This window comes from Methyloversatilis discipulorum, from assembly GCF_000527135.1.
Lineage (GTDB): Bacteria > Pseudomonadota > Gammaproteobacteria > Burkholderiales > Rhodocyclaceae > Methyloversatilis > Methyloversatilis discipulorum.
This window is the reverse complement of record NZ_AZUP01000001.1, coordinates 4,049,341-4,068,695: the sequence shown is the minus strand read 5'-3', so window position 1 is coordinate 4,068,695 and position 19,355 is coordinate 4,049,341. Positions and strand designations below refer to the sequence as shown.

The 19,355-nt window shown below is 68.6% G+C and carries 10 protein-coding genes; 5 read left to right on the top strand and 5 right to left on the bottom strand.

The features are described 5' to 3' along the window. Positions 1-44: 44 nt before the first annotated feature. From METFAM1_RS0118910 to METFAM1_RS20290, 4 genes are all read right to left on the bottom strand, one after another. Positions 45-701, bottom strand: coding sequence for a TorD/DmsD family molecular chaperone (locus tag METFAM1_RS0118910; RefSeq protein WP_019917117.1), 657 nt, complete (start codon positions 699-701; stop codon positions 45-47). Beyond that, complete coding sequence (locus tag METFAM1_RS0118905) at positions 698-2,803, bottom strand: 4Fe-4S binding protein (RefSeq protein WP_019917116.1); 2,106 nt, start codon at positions 2,801-2,803, stop codon at positions 698-700. Before METFAM1_RS0118905 ends, METFAM1_RS0118910 begins: the two co-directional genes overlap by 4 nt. Positions 2,804-2,868: 65 nt before the next feature. Further along, positions 2,869-3,480 carry a DUF3306 domain-containing protein gene (locus tag METFAM1_RS0118900; protein ID WP_020647607.1) on the bottom strand — a complete coding sequence of 204 codons (612 nt, stop codon included), beginning with the start codon at positions 3,478-3,480 and terminating at the stop codon, positions 2,869-2,871. After that, positions 3,464-4,048, bottom strand: a complete 585-nt coding sequence (locus tag METFAM1_RS20290; protein ID WP_232419823.1) for a DUF3305 domain-containing protein — start codon at positions 4,046-4,048, stop codon at positions 3,464-3,466. The genes METFAM1_RS0118900 and METFAM1_RS20290 overlap by 17 nt, the downstream gene beginning before the upstream one ends. A 12-nt stretch (positions 4,049-4,060) precedes the next feature. Here METFAM1_RS20290 and moaA point away from each other — a divergent pair, with 12 nt between their 5' ends. From moaA to METFAM1_RS0118870, 5 genes are read left to right on the top strand one after another with little or no spacing between them, the layout of a single operon-like run. After that, entirely contained in the window at positions 4,061-5,149 is a 1,089-nt protein-coding gene (gene moaA / locus METFAM1_RS0118890; RefSeq protein WP_019917099.1) for a GTP 3',8-cyclase MoaA, read from the top strand. A 1-nt stretch (position 5,150) separates the two neighbouring features. Continuing rightward, positions 5,151-5,969, top strand: a complete 819-nt coding sequence (locus tag METFAM1_RS0118885) for a formate dehydrogenase accessory sulfurtransferase FdhD (RefSeq protein WP_019917098.1) — start codon at positions 5,151-5,153, stop codon at positions 5,967-5,969. Continuing rightward, entirely contained in the window at positions 5,966-6,559 is a 594-nt protein-coding gene (gene mobA / locus METFAM1_RS0118880; RefSeq protein WP_019917097.1) for a molybdenum cofactor guanylyltransferase MobA, read from the top strand. Before METFAM1_RS0118885 ends, mobA begins: the two co-directional genes overlap by 4 nt. Continuing rightward, positions 6,556-7,791 (top strand): molybdopterin molybdotransferase MoeA, encoded by a 1,236-nt coding sequence (moeA, locus tag METFAM1_RS0118875; RefSeq protein WP_019917096.1) that lies wholly within the window; start codon positions 6,556-6,558, stop codon positions 7,789-7,791. Before mobA ends, moeA begins: the two co-directional genes overlap by 4 nt. Before the next feature lie 2 nt (positions 7,792-7,793). Beyond that, the gene (locus METFAM1_RS0118870; protein ID WP_019917095.1) at positions 7,794-8,705 is read left to right on the top strand and encodes a substrate-binding domain-containing protein; all 912 of its coding nucleotides are present in this window, start codon (positions 7,794-7,796) and stop codon (positions 8,703-8,705) included. A gap of 42 nt (positions 8,706-8,747) precedes the next feature. On the opposite strand, the gene METFAM1_RS0118865 is transcribed toward METFAM1_RS0118870, so the two are convergent. Continuing rightward, positions 8,748-19,337 (bottom strand): filamentous hemagglutinin family protein, encoded by a 10,590-nt coding sequence (locus METFAM1_RS0118865; protein WP_024300848.1) that lies wholly within the window; start codon positions 19,335-19,337, stop codon positions 8,748-8,750. Positions 19,338-19,355 lie beyond the last annotated feature (18 nt).

The window sequence follows — 19,355 nt, the reverse complement described above, 5'->3', positions numbered from 1 at the left end:
TGACTGCCCGGTTCCGGGTGTTGGCTCTTCAGTTGTAGGTCACTTCATGGATCTATGGTCAGCGCCGCCGCCTCGACGTCGAGAAAGCTGCGCGCGTACTGCGAAACACGGCGGTAGAAATTGGCCCCCGCTGCGGCATCGAGCGCGTCGCACAGCGCGCCGTACCAGGGCTGGATGTGGGTGGCGAAGAAGCGGTCCTGCGCGCGTGCGCGCTCGGCAGCGCTGCGCGTGGCGTCGGTCAGCAGCAGACGCATCACGTCGCACACCGCGGCAATGTGGTCCTCGGGCAGCGACTCCCCCTGCGTGCGCGCCAGGCCCAGCGCCGCCAGGTCGTCGCGCAGCTTCACCAGCGGTTTCTCGTTGACGAAGCCGGCAAGGTAGAAAGAGCCGAACACGACGATTTCCGGCCGGCCGACGCCGCCGAACAGCGCGTCGAACTCGTCCAGCGCGGCAGCCGGGTCCATCGCCGCCGACGCCGCACACAGTCCGTTCCAGGCCTGCGCCATCAGCACCGCCTCGGCCGACGGCGCGTCGTCGTCGATCTGCCAGTCGCCGGAGGCGGCGAGCATGCCGAGCAGAGCGGCATCGGGTGCGGCGTGCAGCAGCCGCGACAGCAGCGCGTAGTGATTGGCGCGTGCCGTGTCCTCGTCGCTGACCGGGTCGCGCACGAAAGCGAGCGTTTGCGGAGTGGGTGCGTTCATGTGTCGAACACCGTGGTTTCGCCGCCATTCGCCTTCATCATGTCGATGACGCGACAGTCGGCGCACATCTGCAATCGGCGCAACGCGTCGCCACCAGCAAACATCGAGTGCGCCGACAGCTTGCCGGTCATCGCATCGATCATCTGCCTGGTGCCGAAGGGCGTACCGCAGCTGATGCAGTGGAAAGGTTCGGTCTCGTTCAGCACGCGCTCGCGTCGCACCGCATCGCCGATCAGCAGACGCGGTTCGAGCGACAGTGCGTTCTCCGGGCAGGTGTTCACGCACAGGCCGCATTGCACGCAGTTGCGTTCGAGGAAACGCAGTGCCGGCCGCTCGCCGCCATCCATCAGCGCAGAGGCCGGACAGGCGCCGACGCAGCTCATGCATAGGGTGCAGGCCGCCTTGTCGATGTTCACCGCGCCGAAGGGCGCGCCGGCTGGCAGCGCGATGGACTCGACCTTCTGCGCCGCGTGGCGGGCCAGGTGATCGATGCAGAACTCGAGCGCGCCGCGCTTCTCGACCGGCAGCGCGAAGCTGGCCGGCGGACAGGACCAGGCCGGCGCCTCCGCCGCGCCGAGGGCGTGGATCAGCGTCGCCGCGTCATCGGCCACCACGGCCGCCAGCGCAGCGGACGGGTAGCCGAGCGCGGACAGGAGGGTGCGACCGAGCGCGATCTGCCCCGCCGTCGCCTCGCGGTAGGCATCCGGCTGGTCGTCGTGCGACAGAATGACGCATTGTGCAGCGCCGTAGCACAGCGTCGCGAGCATCAGTTCCAGCCCGACCGCGGCGACGTCATGCACGGCCACCGGCAGCAGGTCAGCGGGCAGTCCGCGACGGCGGCCGGCCAGCGCCAGCATGTCCTCACCCTGCGTTTCGTTGTGGAACACGACGCGCGGTGCGCGGCCGCCAGCGGCGCGCCAGGCCTGCAGCGCCGTCTTGATACGCAGCGCAACATCGGACGCCGATGGGTAGGCGTAGCGCATCGCCCCGGTGGGACAAACTGTCGCACAGGCGCCGCAACCCATGCACAGGTGCGGCTCGACGAACACGCCGTCGCCGTTGGCGCGGATGGCCGAGGTCGAACAGGCGTCGATGCAGCGGTTACAGCCCTGCTTGCTGTTGCGGCTGTGCGCGCAGACCGACTGCTTGTAATTGAAGAACTTCGGCTTTTCGAATTCGCCCACCATGCCGGCAAGCTTCTGCAGCGCCAGCGACTGTTCGAGCGGATCGCGGCCCGGTGCGGCGTAGCCCTGCGGCGGATGCGGAATGCGGATCAGCGCCGGTTCGGACAGATCGAGCACCAGATCGTAGCGCTCGCTGCGCACGGTACCGACGGCGGCGAAATCGATGGCGCCGATGTCGGCACAGGCTTTGACGCAGGCGCGATGGCCAGTACAACGGGCGGCATCGACCTGATAGTCGTAGCCGATGGCGCCCTCCGGACAGGCGTCGATGCAGGCATTGCAGCGCACGCAGGCGTCGAGGTCGATCGCGTTGGCGCGCGCCCAGCTCACGTCGAATGCGCCGAGCCAGCCGCTCACCGTCACGTCGCGGCCGGTCATGACCGGCCAGTCGCGGCGTACCGGCAGCTCGCTGCCGTCGTGGCCGGTGATCAGTACACTGAGTGCAAGGCGGTCGCCGTATTGCCGCTGCGCCTCCTGCGCCCAGCCGAGCGCTGCGCCGGCCGGCCCGATGATGAGCAGCTGACCGGACGACGCGTAGCTGACGGCCGGCACCGGCGCGGGCTCGGCCATGCGCGCCATCGCCAGTTGTGCGGCGACTGACGGCGTCGAGTCGCTGCCGCGCGGGCTGCGTCCGCCGATGTCGCGCAGATTGATGAAGGTGAGACCCGCCGTCGCGCCGGCCTCGTCGGCCACCTCGCGCAGCAGCGCAGCTTCCTGCGTGCAGCCGACGATGGCGTCGGCCGCCCCGCCGAGTGCGGTGGCGAAGGCGGCGGCATCGCGGCCGCACAGCTGCCGGGCGGGCTCAAGGACCGGTAGATCGGTGGCGTCCAGCGCCAGCGCGTCACCCAGTCTTCTGATGTCGATCTCCACCGTGCCATTGCAGCTGCACAGCTGGATCGCCTTGTGGGCGTTGTTCATGTAGTCAGGCTCCTCCAGCAAGGCTTTTGCAGCCTTCGTGCCAGATCACCTGAGAACAGAACGGACTATTCCGACCTGGAATTACTTTCGGCGTTGTCGGACGACACGGGCAACTCGCTCGGCAAGCGCTCGATTTCGTCCGGCTCCGTCGCGACGCCCTCGTTTTCGTCCGCCGGACTGTCAAGCGCAGGCGCGGCCGCCTGTTCCGGGGAGGCCTCGGTCAGCTCCGGCACGGCGGGCGGCGCCTCGTCCGGCACCGAAGTGAGCCAGTTGTCAGGCAGCGTCGGGTTCAACGTTTCCTTCGCGTGCGCGAGCTGCGACACCATGGACGCCGGCAGCGCCTCGTACAGGTTGAAGTCTTCGATATAGACATCCAGCCCGTCCATCGTGTTGAAGTGAGGCGTGTGGAACAGCTTCTTCAGCGCCGCGCGCTTCAGGCCCTCGTCCACCTTCTGGCCGAGGAAGGCGCGGTAATCGGAATCGAAGCCCAGCGATTCGAGCGGCGGCGGTTCGTCCGGCGCAACGGTGTCAGGCTCTGCCTGTGCGGCATCCGGCACCTGCTGCGCCACCGGGGCAACCGGCGCCTCGACCGGCGGCGTCTCGGCCGCTGCCGCCTCGCGTTTCAGCCGCGACCAGCGGCCGAGGAAACCCTTGACCGGATCATCGTTCACGTTCATCTCCATTGGCGCCTGCGCGCACGCCGCCGTAGTGCGTGTTGCCGTCGCCTGTCTTCGCGAAGCGCTTCGGCTTGCGCGGCTCAGGGGGCTTCTGGAAACGGCGTGCGAAGTGCTCGACCCAGTCGCGCATGTCGGCCGGCATGGTCAGACCATCGACCTTCTCGCCCGAATCCATCCAGCGCGCGGCCTCGCCGTAGCTGGCACTGATCTGCATCGGTCGCACCGGCGGATCGGCCTCGTCGTCCGGTCGCCACATGACGAAGATGCGCGGCTCGGCGGCGGTCACGTTGAGCAGGTAGTTGTCGGCCTCGTCGGTGTAGAGCGTCAGCTCCAGCGGTGGGAACAGCCACTGGGTCGCTTCATCGGTCTGCGCAAAAACCCTTGGCGCATCAGGGCTTTCCGGACCTTCGGGCAAAAGCGCTCGCGCTTCCCAGGCATGGTCTGTCCACTTGTTGTGCAGTACCCTGCGCTCCATAATCACGGCCAACCTGAGGGTGACGGGGCTGGTTTCCACGAAATCTTCCTCTGCCTTTCTGTCAAACGGAGCCGGAGCAAGGAAACGGCTCACGCCGCACCGCCCATGAGCGAAAAGATCATACATCTGCTGGACATCCGCACCGCCGGACGCGCAACGGCACGGGTGCCGGAGACGCCGATCCCGGCGACCGGCACGCTGCTCGACACGCGTGGCCGCGCCGTGCGCGACCTGCGCATCTCGGTCACCGACCGCTGCAACTTCCGCTGCATCTACTGCATGCCGAAAGAGGTGTTCGACAAGGACTACCCCTATCTGGCGCGCAGCGATCTGTTGAGCTTCGAAGAGATCGAGCGCATCGCACGTCTGTTTGTCGCGCACGGCGTCAACAAGTTGCGCATCACCGGCGGCGAGCCGCTGCTGCGCAAGGACGTCGAGAAGCTGATCGAGCGACTGGCGAAGCTGCCGGTCGAACTGACGCTGACCACCAATGGCGCGCTGCTGAAACAGAAGGCACGCGCGCTGCGCGACGCCGGCCTCACCCGCGTCACCGTCAGCCTGGATGCGATCGACGACGCCACCTTCCGCATGATGAACGACGTCGACTTTCCGGTCGCGCGCGTGCTCGAAGGCATAGAGGCCGCGCATGCCGTCGGGCTGGCGCCGGTCAAGGTGAACATGGTGGTCAAGCGCGGCACCAACGACCACGCCATCGTACCGATGGCACGCCACTTCAAGGGCAGCAGCCACATCGTGCGCTTCATCGAGTTCATGGACGTGGGCTCGAGCAACGGCTGGAAGATGGACGAAGTGCTGCCCAGTGCCGACGTCATCGCGCGCATCCATGCCGAAATGCCGCTGGAGCCGGTAGATCCGAACTACCCGGGCGAAGTCGCGCAGCGCTGGCGCTACACCGACGGCAGCGGCGAAGTGGGCGTCATCTCGTCGGTGACCCAGGCTTTCTGCTCCTCCTGCACGCGCGCCCGGCTGTCGACCGAGGGCAAGATATTCACCTGTCTTTTCGCGACCGAAGGGCACGACCTGCGCGCGTTGCTGCGCGAAGGCCGCAGCGACGAAGAAATGCTGTCGGCCATCGGCGCCATCTGGCAGCAGCGCGGCGACCGTTACTCCGAAATCCGCACCGCGGAGACCGCCGCCGCAAGAAAAATCGAGATGTCCTACATCGGTGGATAGTGTGCACAGACCCGAACTGACCGACGCCGCACGACCCGCCACGATAGAGATTCCCGCCATCAACGAACGTGGCGAAACGGTGCCGACCGCGATTGCCGGCGAGCACCCGCTGACCGTCTATCTCGACAAGCGCGAACTGGTGACGCTGATGACGCTGGGCGGCGCGCCGGAAGCGCTGGTGATCGGCTATCTGCGCAACCAGCGTCTGCTGTCGGCGATCGACGACATCCTGTCGGTGCAGGTGGACTGGGACGTGAACGCCGCCGCGGTCACCACGCGCGCCGGCGTAGCCGACCTCGACGCGCGCATGGCGACCAAGACCGTCACCACCGGCTGCGGCCAGGGCACGGTGTTCGGCGACCTGATGGACGACATCGAACGCATCCGCCTGCCTGAAGATGCGCGCCTGACCGAAACGACGCTGTACGCGATGCTCGACGTGGTGCGCAAGCACGAAACCATCTACAAGCAGGCGGGCGCCGTACATGGCTGCGCGCTGTTCCGCGGCGACGAGTTGCTGTACTTCGTCGAGGACGTCGGCCGCCACAACGCGGTGGACGCCATCGCCGGCCACATGTGGCTGGATGGCGTCGAGGGCGGCGACAAGATTTTCTACACCACCGGCCGCCTCACCTCGGAAATGGTGATCAAGGCCGCACAGATGGGCATCCCCTTCCTGGTGTCGCGCTCGGGGCTCACGCAGATGGGTTACGACATCGCGCAACAGGTGGGCATCACGATGATCGGTCGCTCGCAGGGCAAGCACTACCTGCTGCTGACCGGCATGCAGCGCTTCGTGCGCGATGGAGAAGGTGCATGAGCGAGGCGATCACCGGACTGGTGCTGGCCGGCGGCCTCGGCCGCCGCATGGGCGGCGTGGACAAGGGCCTGCAGGACTTCCGCGACGAACCCATGGTGGCGCACGTGATCCGCCGCCTGGCGCCGCAGGTCGATGCACTCATCATCAACGCCAACCAGAACATCGAACGCTACGCCGCCTTCGGTCACCCGGTCGTGGCGGACGCGATCGGCGGCTTCGCCGGTCCGCTGGCCGGGCTGCACGCGGGCCTGAGCGCCTGCACGACGCCGCTGCTGGTGACCAGCCCCTGCGATTCGCCCTTCCTGCCACTCGACCTCGTCGCGCGACTGCGCGCGGCGCTGGAGCGCGAAGGCGCGGACCTCGCGGTGGCCATCACCGGCGACCAGCCGCATCCGGTATTCAGCCTGGTGCGCGCGCACGTGCTGCCCGGTCTGACACAATTCCTCGAAAGCGGTGGTCGCAAGGTCGACCTCTGGTACTCGGCGCTCAAGGTGGTCGAGGTGCCCTTCGACGACGACGCCGACGCCTTCGCCAACATCAACACGCTCAATGAACTGGCCACGCTCGCTGCGCGGCCCGACGCCTCATGACTGATCGCTTCACTCCGGTCGCGGACGCCCGCGCCCACATCCTCGCCGCCTGCGCGCGAGTCACCGGCACCCAGCGCGTGCCGGTGCGCGACGCGCTCGGCCGCGTGCTCGCCACCGACGTGATTTCGCCGGTCAGCGTGCCGCCGCACGACAATTCGGCGATGGACGGCTACGCCGTGCGCCACGCCGACCTGTCGACCGATGCCGAGACGCGGCTGACCGTGGTCGGCACCGCCTACGCCGGCCACGCCTGGGACGGTGAGGTCGGCCCGGGGCAGGCGGTGCGCATCATGACCGGTGCCGTCATGCCGCGCGGCGCTGACACCGTCGCCATTCAGGAGACGGCGAAGGTGGATGGCGACACCGTCACCATCCCGCCCGGCCAGAAGGCCGGTCAGAACCGTCGCCGCGCCGGCGAAGACCTGAAGGCAGGAGAAGCCGCGCTGCGCGCCGGCCGCCTGCTGCGTCCGTCCGACATCGGTCTCGCCGCCTCGCTCGGCGTGCCGGAACTGACGGTGGTGCGCCGCGTGCGCGTCGGCGTGCTATCGACCGGCGACGAGGTGATGTCCATCGGCGAGGCGCCGCGCGAAGGCGGCATCTACGACAGCAACCGCTACACGCTGACCGCCATGCTGACGCGGCTGGGCTGCGAGGTGGTGGATCTCGGCGTCGCGCGCGACACGCGCGAAGCGCTTTCGGCCGCGCTCGAATCGGCGGTCGGCGAGGTGGACGCCATCATCACCAGCGGCGGCGTGTCGGTGGGCGAAGCGGACTTCGTTCGCGAAATCCTCGCCAGTCTGGGCGAAGTCACCTTCTGGAAGATCGCGATGAAGCCGGGCCGGCCGATGGCCTTCGGCCGGCTCACCAAGGGTGGGCGCGACACCTTGCTGTTCGGCCTGCCGGGCAATCCGGTCGCGACGATGATCACCTTCTACTTCTTCGCACGCGAGGCGCTGCTGACGCTGATGGGTGCGTCGCCGGTGCCGGCGCCGATCCGCTTCGACGCGATCAGCGGCAGCGCAATGAAGAAACAGCCGGGCCGCACCGAGTACCAGCGCGGCGTCCTCGAACTGCGCGACGGCCGCTGGCATGCCACGGTCACCGGCGCCCAGGGTTCGGGCATCCTGCGCTCGATGTGCGACGCCAACTGCATCATCGTGCTCGACGACCACGTCGGCAACGTCGCGGTCGGCGACCCGGTGGGTGTCATCCCGTTCGAAGGCCTGATCTGAACGTGAGCGCCGACGGCGACGACACGACGCCCTCGCCCTACCTGACGGCGCGCGAAGCGGCTGCCTACCTGCACCTGAACGAGAAGACGCTGTACGCGATGATCCAGGACAGCGGCATTCCGGCCACCAAGGTGACCGGCAAGTGGCTGTTCCCGCGCAAGCTGCTCGACGACTGGCTGCTCGAATCGACGCACGGCGGCGTGCTGGCCGATCGCCTGCTGATCGCCGGCAGCGACGACCCCTGGCTGGCACACAGCATCGCCCGGCTGGCGCAGCGCGCCGACGACGGCACGCTGATCGCCTACAGCCCCTGCGGCACGCGCAAAGGCCTGGCGCTGCTGGCCCAGCGGCGCGCCAATGCCTGCCCCATCCACTGGGGCGAGGCGCACCACGCGACGCGCCGGCACGCGCTGCTGCTGCGCGAATACACCGGCAGCTCGAACTGGGTGATGGTGCAGCTGGCACTGCGCGAACAGGGCGTCATGCTGTCGCGCACGCTCCCCGCCGTCGGCGGCCTGCGCGAACTGTTCGAGCGCCGCCCGCGGCTCATTCAGCGCGGCGAAGGCGCCGGCTCGCAGCATTTCTTCGCCCAGGCCTGCGCCGCCGCCGGCATCACCGCGCCGGAGGCGATACAGGTCGCCGCCACCGAACGCGAAGCCGCCTTCATGGTCGCCAGCGGCGCCGGCGACTGCGCGCCGGGCACCCGCGCCGCGGCCGGCGAGTTCAACCTTCACTTCCTGCCGCTGGGCAGCGAAGCGCTCGACCTCGTGATGCCGCGCACCCTCTACTTCCGCGCCCTGCTGCAACAGTTGCTGGCCGAACTGGCCAGCGACGACAGCCGCGACCTCGCGGCGCGATTGGGCGGCTACGACCTGGCGCCGCTGGGGCGGCTGCGCGAGGGCGAAGCCGGATAGCATCACCCGCCGTACTGCTCGCCCTTCGGTCGTCGGTCCCGCTCAGAGTCGATCGCCGCCGCGACGGCATTCATCGTCGTCCTCCGGGCATCCTGCCGCGGTCGTTGTGTCGCCCAGCCCCACCAGTTCCACGGTAAGTATGGAGTTGCGCTCGCGCTCGCCCTGTTCGCCGGCTGCGGTCGCCGTCTGCCCGGCATCCACGGCCTTGTTCGCCTCGGTCGGCGGCGGCGCGCTCGGCGCTGCCGGTGCGGCCGCAACGACCGTCGCCGATCCGCCGACCGAACCACCGGCGCGAATGTTGTCGCCGACCACGCGTGCCGCACCGATGCGCACGTCGCCCGACGAGCGGATGCCCGCGTCTGCCGCGATGACGGCGCCGGCTGGTGCGAACAGCCGGATGTCGGCATCCGGCACGTCGTCCGAACGCTTGAGCGTGCCGATGCCCGACCCCGATACCGACGCGCTCAGATCCAGCACCACCTGATCGCCACGGATCACCACCTGCGGCGGCGGCGTGGCGGATGCGGTGTTCGACCCCTTGCCGGCATCGATGTCGCCCCGTGACGCCCAGATCTGGATGTCGCCGCCGCCCAGCGTGAACACGCGCGACGGACCGAGCTGGAAGTCCTCGCCGGCGAGGGCATTGATCTCTCCGGTACCGATGGCGAACAGGCCTTGGCGTGACGGCGACTGCGAACTGGCGCCCGCGCCCGCCACGCCGACGGTGATCGAACCACCCGGTGCATAGAGCGTCACGTCCCCACCCTGTTCCGACTTCACCTGGCTGTAGAACACATTGATGTCGCCCTCGCCCGGAGTGCCGAAGGCCCCGTCGATCAGCGCGTAGCCCGCGGCATAGCCGTCTTCGCCCGACCCGAGCAGATCGCCCAGCTGGCCGGCATAGCGCAGGCCGGCGTTCAAAGCCCGTTCGATCTGCGGGCGATGCGCGGCAAAGAAGCCGTCACGAGTGGCCGTCGGCAGAAGATCGAAGTCCGCCCGCAACGCCGCATCGCTGCGGCCGTCCGAGCCCGGCCGGGTCCGCATCCAGGTCACGATGGCCTGGTCCATGTCGTCCAGCACGGCACGCAGTCGCGCGCGCTCTTCGGCGCGCAGCGTGCGGATGGCGCTGTTGGCATCCTGCGCCAGCACGGCGTCGAGATCCTGGCTGCCCGCCAGTTCCAGTATCGATGCATCGAACACATTGCCGGCACGGCCATCCGCCACCGCATCGAGCAACGCGATCAGCGCTGCGCCGTCCAGCGTCGTCCCACCCGCCGCCACCGAGATCGATGCGCCGCGCTCGGCCAGTGCCGGATTGTCGTAATTGCCGCGGCTGACGATGCCTATCGAATTCGCCAGATCGATGCTGCCGCCGGCCAGCACCTCCACCTTGCCCTGACCGCCCACCTGTATGCCTTCGCGCACGCCATTGATCGGCTGGCCGCTGCTGTCGACGATGGCATCGAAAGTGATGTCGCCGCCGGCGCGCAGGCGCGTCACGTCGTCGCTGCCGAAATGCTGGCTGCGCAGCGACAGGTTGCGGATGTCGCCGCCCGCCTCGGCGAGCACCGGTTGCGGCGAATACAGCGCAAGCTTCAGGTCGGCCGCATTGAAGGGCACGACGATATCGCCGCTTTCTGCCACCAGCCTGACCGGAACGACCTCGCGCGCGGTGTTCAGTGCTTCATCATGGGCTGCTCGGCCGCTCACCAGCGAAAAGTTCACCAGCGCAGCGTAGTCCACGTCGTTGTCGTTGGGTGCGGGTTCCAGCGCCGAAGGCACGCGCGCCGGGTCGCTGTCGGCGATCTTGATCTGCACGCCGCTGCCGCCATCGACCTGACGCAGGTTCAGATTGCCGGCCGCGGCGAGCAGCACGTCATTGCGGGTGGACGGTGCCAGCACGGTGTTGCCACCCAGATTCACGTCACCACCCATGGCAACAAGGCTGAGTGAGGCCGGCAGCACCGCCGTTCCCAACAGTATGTTCTGTGTGCCCCACGGCCGCACGGTGTTGTCCAGCGTGACCGAGCCGCCGAAGCTGGTCACGGCCACCGCATTGTCGGCGCCATAGCTCACGAAATAGGTTTCGCGGTTGGACGTACGCGCGGCCGCCAGTTGCTGCACCAGCGTCGCCGAGGTGATGGTTTCGAGGTCGACGTTACCCGTCGCCTGCAGGCTTGCCGACGCATCGCCAAGCGCAAGCACGGAGCCGGCGCCGTCACCGCGTGCGCTGTCGAAAGCGCCTCCAGCCACCGCCGTGAGCTGCCCGCGGTCGACATACAGGTTGGCGCTGCCGATATTGCCGCCCGCCGCCATGACGATGTCGCCGCCGCCCTGAACCTTCACGTTGTTCAGGTCGGGGCGCGTGCCGGCTTCACCGAACACCCGCCCGTTGCTGGCAGTCGCCACGGTCAGGTTGTCGATGTCGCCACCGGCGCGGATGTTCACGTTGCCGCCACCGAAGGTGGCGATGCCACTGCCGAACTGGTCGATACGGGCATACCAGGTCGGATTGCGCAGCGCGGATGCACTGCCGCCGGACAGCGTGCCGTCGTTCTCGATGCGGCCCTGCCGGAACAGCCAGCCGCCGAGCGTCTGGTTGTTCTGCACGGCCGACAGATTGCGCTGCGCGACCACGGTGACGTCGCCGCCATCGTGCGCGTACTCGGCACGTCGGTTGCCGGAACCGTTGATGTTCAGCTGCGTTGACGTGTCGAACGCGCTCCCACGATTGTCCTGCAGACCCGCGGTATAGATGGCGGAGTTCGCACCGGACAGCACGAGATCGCGACCCGCCGTCACTTCAATTTCGCCGACACCGGTGCGGATCTGGCTGGACGCGCCCAGCACGAGATCGCCGCTGCCGGCCGCCTCGAGCGCCGCCAGCGATTGCACCGACAGCGCACGCGCGCCGCCGAGATCGGCGCCGGAAGCCATCTGTATCGACCACGCGTTGTCACGCTCGCCCAGTCCGAAGTAGCTGGTGTTGGCCAGATCGCTCGAATTGAGCGCACCGAGCAGATTGCTCACCGATCCTGAGCGCGCGCGCCCGAAACCATCGCTGATCGCGCCGGTAATGTTGAGCGTACCGGCCGCCCGCACGGTGAGCGTGCCGGCTTCGGTACCGCCCGCGTACGTGAATGCGGACAGATCGGTTGCCGCCATGGTGAGATCACCGGCGCCGCGTACCTCGACGTGCGGCCGTACGTGCCAGTTGCCGCTGCCATCGCCCGGCAGCCCCAGCGCGGCACGCATCGCGGCAACGTTGGCGTCGCTCATGAAGGCGGCCGCCGACGTATTCGCCGTCGCAAGATTCACCGTTGCCCCGGCCGCGAACTCATGCACCGCCGTGCCTTCAATGAAGGCATCGCGCGCGCCGCTGACGGCCTGCGCCACATTGCCTTCGATGGCGACCGACGCGTTACCGACACGCGCCGCGCGCACCGTGACCAGACCATCGCGCGCAACGCTGCCTTCGGCTGCGCCGACGTCGATGCGCGCGCCGTCGGCGATGCGCACGCTGCCCGCCGTCCCCGACGCATCGCGCACCGCTGCAGTCACCACCACGCTGCCGCCTTCGCCCTGCGTGCCCTCAGCCACTGTCACCGCGGTGCGGGCGCGCGCGTCCAGCACGGCATTTGACGTGAGCACCACGTCACCGGCGCCGCTCGCGTCGCTGGCCGTGTAACCGGCGGCGCGCTGGGCGCTCAGTTCTATCTTGCCGCCGCGCGTGCTACCCGAGGCGTCCAGCGTGCCACCGACGACCAGACTGCCGGCGTCGGCGGACAGCACGATTTCCGCTGCCTTGAGGTCGGCGTCCAGACGCGTGTCGCCTTCGCGCACACGTGCTTCCCAGCGTCGCGTGAAATCGCCGCTCGCCGTCACCATCGCATCGAGTGAAGCGAGTGCGCCGACATCGAGTTGCAGTGCACCGCCCTGTTCGGACGACGAAGACTTCGCTTTCAGCGCGCCTACCGCCACCTGCACCTGCCCCTCGGGCGCCGCCAGTGTGACCGAACCGGCCTGCGCATCCTTCGCCGCCGACACGTCGATACGCGCGCCCTGCGCGACGACGATGTCGCCGTGGGCCGACGACAGGGTGACCGCCCCGCCCGGAGTTTCCACCGTCTTGCCGAGATAGTCCTTCGCGCGACCGACCGCCTCGATGCGCCCGTGCGTACCGACGGTTACCGATCCACCGGCCGCATCCGCGCCGGTCGCCGCCAGCGTGACCGTGCCCGAGGGCAGGTCGATCAGCGTATCGAGCGTGACCGACTGGGCCCGTGCGACGAAGCGCCCGCCGACGGCCGAGCTGCCGGCCGACGCGGCGGCGGGTGTGCCGGTCATGGCCAGCACGCCGCCGGCCGTCAGTTCCACGTTGGCGCCGGCCGCTGCCGAAATGCGCGGCGTGCTGACGCTGAGGTCGCGATCGACCTGCACGCGCCCCGCTCCGCCCAGCACCAGGCCTTCGGACGCCACCACGTTCACCGCATTGTGTCCGGCAATGGCGAAATCGCCGCCGCCGTCGATGCGCACCGTGTCGGCCGTCAGGGTGAGCTGTCCGCCCTGACCGGCAGCCGTCAGCGTGCCGCCACCCGGGGCCGAATTGGCCAGCTGGATTTCGCCGGCAACGATGTGCTGCGCACCGCCTGCGTTGTCGTGACCGGTAATGCCCGCAGTATCGATGCGCAGCAGCGACAGGTCGGCACTGCCCAGCGTGACCTCGCCATACAGGTCGAGACTGCCGTAGGACTTGAGGGTCAGGCGATCCGGGTTGCCCAGTTCGGCCAGCGACGCCATGTCGAACACCAGACCGCCGGTGCCGGCCGGCACCTCACCTACGCTGATGCGCGAGCCGGTCAGCGCCAACGCACCGCCGCTTTCGGGCAGGCGGATATCGGCGCCCCGGTTGTCCGTGTTGAGCGTACTGTCGAGCACCACGGCACGTCCGTCGATGCGTGCGCCGCTTTCCAGCGTGAGCGTACCGCGCGTACCCGCCGGGGCGTCGCGCAGCAGCGCCGATGCATCGCCCGATGCCGACACGCGCAGCGCAGCACCATCCGCGTCGGCGCCGCTGCCGGCCACCTGCAGCAGTTCCGGTGTCGACGTCCCGCTCGCCGCGATCTGGCTGCCGGATTCCAGCGTTACGGCATCGCGCGCCACCAGCACGACGTCGGGCGCGCTGAGCGCCGGCCCGTTCGCGTTGTCCAGGCGTACGGTCTCCGCACCATAGATCGGCAGACCGCTGTCGCTGGCGTCCCCGGTCTGCACCAGGGTGGCGCCCGTACCGTCGGCCACGCCGCTGCGCGTACCGCCCAGCAGCACGCTTTCCGCATTCAGCGCGTTCAGCGCGGCGACCGATACGCCCACCTCGCCGGCACGCGCTTCGGCCCCCTCGCCCAACAGCGCCAGCGCGCGCGCGGTCAGATCGAGCTGCGCTCCGCGGGCGCCTGCCACGCGCGTGGTATCGAGCGCGCCCGCCAGTTCGAGCGACTTGCCGACCTGTATCGACAGGCGGCCTGCGTCGCCCGTGCTGCGTCCGTCGTCGAATACGTCGCCGCTGGTCGACAGCAGGTACTCGGCGCGTTGCTGCACCTGTTCCTGCGTCAGTACCGTCGCCACCAGGCTCTTGCCACCGCTGACCACGCCGTCCGCCGTCACACGCGCGTCGCGCACCGACACGCGTGAGGTGCCATCGTTCAGCGTGACCGCGCGCCCCGCCGCCACCGACTGATCGTCGCGCGACACGCGCACCAGATAGGCGCCCGGCAGCAGCGCGTAGCGCGCCGGCAGCAGCGTGTAGGTGCCGGCCTTCAGTCCGTTGGCATCGGCCAGCAGCGTGATCGCCTGCCCCGCCTGCAGGCCGTTCGGATCATCGGCGGCCATCGCGGTGTCGTACGGCGCCCAGGCCGTGCCCAGCGCGGGCACGATGGCGTAGGCATCCTTGGCCGCTTCACCCCCGAGGATGTCGGTGTTGCCACCGCTGCCCGGAATCCACTCCCAGCCCTGGATGTCACCACCGCCCGACAGGTCGATGCGCGCCTTGTCCTTGCCGTCCTCGGCGTCGGCGATGATCACGTTCGCGCCATTCACCACCACCGCCTTCTGCGGTGTGCCGTCGATGTTCAGGAACTCGCCGGTGCCGGTCTGATAGATCCACTCGGCACCACTGAGCGTGGTCTGGCCAAAAGGCAGCAGAAGGCCGTCGGCGGACACCGAGGTGACACTGCCAGCCGCCAGTTCGACGCGGCCGTCCGCCGCTTCGCTGCGCGTCGCCGACGAAATGATGCCGCTGCTGCGCGTGATCGTCTGGGACACGATGTTCACGGTACCGAGCGGCGCCACCACGCGACCGTCCTGCACCACGTTCGGTGCCGCCAGCGTCAGCTCGCCGAGCGCCGAATACACCGGGCCGGCCGCGGCGCCCGAGTGCTTTACGGTGAGCGTGCCGGTGGCATTGTTCTGCACTTCGAAGGCGTACTTCGATCCGCTGGTCGGATAGACCTGCGCCGCGGTCAACGTCAGATCGCCGCTGGTGGCCAGCGTCGATCCTTCGTTGAAGTAGGCGGCCGCAGCGCTGGCGCGCAGATCGCCGCGCGCCTGCAGGTTCACCGCCGCGAAGCGGTCGGCCGCGAGATTGCCGCGCACATTGATCAGATCCGCGGACAGCGTCAGCACGCCGTCACCCGCCGCCACGGACGTCGCCTGCGCGTGGTTCTTCTGTGCGCTGCCGACATTCATCCAGTCGAGTACCGACGCCGACAGGTGCACGTCGGCGCCATTGCGACCGACCAGATTGGCGGCGTCGAGAACCAGATTGCCCGCCACGGCAGCGTCGATGTCTTCGGCGAAGGCGATCGAACCATGGCGGTTCAGATCGGTGGCGCGCACGGTCAGGTCCACGATGCCGCTACCGTCGAGGCGATCGAGCGCGAAACGCCCGCCACCGGCCAGCGCCGCTGCATCCGGCGCGAGGCCCGGCGTCAGGGACGCCGCTCCGCTGGCATCGTCCTGCGACAGTACGAGCGTACGCGGATTGCTGACCCCGGGCAGCGTCGCCTGGTCCTGCCAGCCGTTGGCCCCCTGCACCAGTTCCACCGTCAGCGCACCGCCGACCGCCGTGCTGCCACCGGCTTTTGCCGACAGCACCGGATCGACGTAAAGGCCTTCGCGCGCATTGAGCACGATGTCGCCGCCGCCACTGTCCACCCGCACGGTACTGCGGCCGTTGCCCACCGGTTGCGAGAGCAGCGCGCTGCTGCCATCGGCCTTGAGCTGCGCGCCCTCCTGGACGACCAGGAAGCCGCGCCGTGCCGCCAGCGTGATGTCGCCACCGTCGAACACCGTGCCATCGACGTAAGGCAGATCCGGTGCGCGCAGGAAGGTGCCAGATACGTCGAGCACCGCGGTCGGTGCCAGGAACACGGTCGCGCCGTGATAGATGTCGCCGAACTCGGTCGAGTCCTTGTTGGTGCCTGCGCCCACCTCCTCCTGGTCCAGCGTGATCGTGCCGCCCGGTGCGCGCAGCGTGCCCGCGACCGTGATCGCCCGGTTGCCGGTCAGCGTGACGGCGCCGCCTGCGTCCGTTTCGACGGTGGCTCCCTTGAACACCTCGACCCGGCCGTCGAAGTTGGACAGCGCGGCGAACTTCAGGGTCGTGGCCTGTTCGCGACGTTCGCGCCCGACCGCAACGGTGGCACCGACGCCATCGAGCGTAGCCTGCCCAGCCGCCGGCAGACCCAGCAACTGGCGCATGCGCACTTCCGGGCGCAACAGCATGGGCGCACCATCGCTGCGACCGATGCTTACGCCGCTGCCACCCTCGATGGAGAAATCTGCGAAGCCGTAATCGGTGAACAGGTCCTGACCGAGCAGCAGCGTGCCGTCATCGGTCACGCCCGTATCGCGGCCGTCGATGACGACCTTCGAACTGCGCAGCGTCAGCGAGCCGGCCCCGCCGGCCTCGCGCCCGCGTGTCACGCCCCAGGCGCTCAGACTGCCGTCCAGCGTGAGCGTGCCGTAATAGGCGCCGATCGCACCGGGCACGCCAGAGCCGCTGTTGATGGCGGCGCCGGCGAGCAGCGAAATGCTTCCGGCGTCGCCCAGCTTCACGCCGCCGTCCGCAGTGCGCCAGGCGCCGGCCGACGCATCGATGGAGGCGCCCTCCGCCAGCACCACATTGCCCGCGGTTTCGGCGCGCACGCTGCCGGCGTCCATCGCCACCCAGTTGCCGACGGCGCCGCGCGCATCCTTCACCCAGCGTCCGGCGACCGAAACGCGGGCGTTGTTGCCGAAGCGTATCGCGCGGTCGGCTGCGCTCAGGTTCGGATCGCTGGCCGAGGCGTCGAATACCACGTCGCCACCATAGGCCGTGATGGTGCCGTCGATGTCGAAGGAGGTCGCACGGATGGACAGCAGACTGCCGTCGGACCAGTTGCCATCGGCGTCGACCCGCGCAGTCGGCGTGACGGTCAGCTTGACATCCTCGGGCAGCACCACCGCGCCGGCACCATCGACGGTGAAGCTACCGATGCCGTTGTCGAACAGATCGCTGCGGATGAGCAGTTCGTCCGGTACGGCGCCCGCCGCGCTCACGCTGCGCGTCGGCGCGCCATTCACGAAGGTGAGCGACTGGCGGTCGGTCGCCTGTGTGAGCGTGAGCGAGAAGCGCCCGGCCTGCGGTGCGGCCAGCGTTTCCTTCACGCCGGGGCCGACCCAGCGGGTCTGCAAGGTGCGCTGCGTGACACCGACCGTGCGACCGGCGTCGATGCGGCCGTCGAGTGCGGCGGCGTTCGCCGTGATGGTGATCGACCCGGCATCGCGTCCCTCCACCACCTGACCCACGGTGCGCGTGCGATCAGTGGTGCCGGTGTAGACGCGGTCCGCCAGCGCGTCCTCGACCGCCACGGAACGTCCGTCCGCCGACGTGAGCACGCTGTAGCCGACTTCGCCGGCGCGATAGGTGACCGTGCCGCCCGACAGGTCGATATGGCTGTCGGCGTGGGTGAGCACCGAGCCGGCGGAGCTGATCACCAGTTCACCGCCAGCGGCACTCTTTTCCGAAACGGTGCGTTCGATGCTGCCCAGATAGCCCGACACGTCGGCCAGCTGCGTGCCCTTGCGCGTATCGACCCAGATTTCCTCACCGAACAACGCGCGGCCAAACGCTTCATCCTGCAGCAGCGGCGAACCGGCGGTTTCGGTGCCGCGCAGTTCCACGCGCACGATTTCGCGGTCGGCGTCGGCAAAGGCGTCCACGCCGGACAGGTCGATGTTCGCGTGACGGCCGATGTAGGTGCGGGCGGCCGCGCCGCCGCCGATGACACCGCTGGCACCGTAGCCGCTGGTGATCCGCAGCACGCCTCCCGGCGCGGTGATCGAGGCGCCGGATGCGGCATTCGCACCGTCCTCGATGATGATTTCACGACCGTACAGGTTCACCTCGGAACGACGGAACAGCACGTCGTCGCGCAAGGTCTGTTTCTCCGTGTCGGTATCCGGTGCGATGTCGATCTTCGAACCGGCGGCCAGCTCGATGCGGCCGGTGTTGCTGCCGACCATCACGGTTTCGCCTTCGCCCAGTTCGTCGGCGTCCGGGAACATGTCGTCCGCACCGAGTGCGGTCACCCCGTCGCGCGCCTTCAGGAACACCGTGCCGTTCAGCGTGACCGAGGTGGTCGCTTTCGCCGCGCCGCCGTGGCGGATGTTCAAGGCCACCAGCGTGATGTTGCCGCGTTCGGTCAGCAACTCGCTGGCCGCTTCGGTGGTCACCTTGCCGCCGTTGTCCACCTCGACCAGGAAGCCGCGCAGGCGGCTGTCCAGCGGATCGGCGACATACACCTTCTGGCCGGCGGCCAGCACGATCTGGCCTTCTTCGGCTTCGATATGCGCCTTGCCAAGTGCAGCCTTCTGTTCAGCAGTAATGTCCGGGTCCAGCGTAACTTCGGTGCCGACGTTCACGTTGGGGCCGGCCAGCAGTACGCGTCCATTCTTCGCGGCGATGATGCGCGCACCACGCGCCACGGTGACGTCACCGGTCGCCCGTCCGGCATAGTCGCCGTCGGAAAAGGCGGAGAAGGCCGCTTCGGTCGCACCGAGCGAGTTCAGCGCGCTCTCGATCAGCTTGTCATTGAGCTTGAGCGAGGACGCCACCAGACCGCCGACATCGACGCGCGCGGATTCGCCGAACAGGATGCCGGCCTGGTTGAACAGGAACACCTGACCCTTGGCCGTCAGGTTGCCGTTGATGTCGCTGCGCGGACCACCCGGCATGACCACATTCACGGCGCGCATCGAACTGCTCGCCTGGTCGAAATGGACGGTGTAGCCCTTGCCGATGTCGAAGCTGTTCCACTGCAGCAGCACCGGCGACGACGACGACTGCGTGATGGTCATCGTGTTGCCCTGGGTCGCCATCGCGGCCACGCCCTGGGCGATAAACTGTTCCGCCGCTACCGGCAGATTGCGCTGCGCGTGTACCGCCGGCGCGAGACCCAGCGCGATCGACGCTGCAAGCACCGTGCGGGTGAGCGCGGAGCGCCCCTGCTTGCCGCGCGCGCGCATGCATTCGGCCACCGGCACCCAGAGGCCGGTGTCGCAGTTGAACTTCAGACGGTAAAGATCACGGTTCATGTCTTGCTCCTTGCTCGC

Bases quoted from the DNA above. Each gene is read 5' to 3' on its own strand.
- METFAM1_RS0118910 (WP_019917117.1), bottom strand. From the start codon at position 701: ATGAACGCACCCACTCCGCAAACGCTCGCTTTCGTGCGCGACCCGGTC.
- METFAM1_RS0118905 (WP_019917116.1), bottom strand. From the start codon at position 2,803: ATGAACAACGCCCACAAGGCGATCCAGCTGTGCAGCTGCAATGGCACG.
- METFAM1_RS0118900 (WP_020647607.1), bottom strand. From the start codon at position 3,480: ATGAACGTGAACGATGATCCGGTCAAGGGTTTCCTCGGCCGCTGGTCG.
- moaA (WP_019917099.1), top strand. From the start codon at position 4,061: ATGAGCGAAAAGATCATACATCTGCTGGACATCCGCACCGCCGGACGC.
- mobA (WP_019917097.1), top strand. From the start codon at position 5,966: ATGAGCGAGGCGATCACCGGACTGGTGCTGGCCGGCGGCCTCGGCCGC.
- moeA (WP_019917096.1), top strand. From the start codon at position 6,556: ATGACTGATCGCTTCACTCCGGTCGCGGACGCCCGCGCCCACATCCTC.
- METFAM1_RS0118865 (WP_024300848.1), bottom strand. From the start codon at position 19,337: ATGAACCGTGATCTTTACCGTCTGAAGTTCAACTGCGACACCGGCCTC.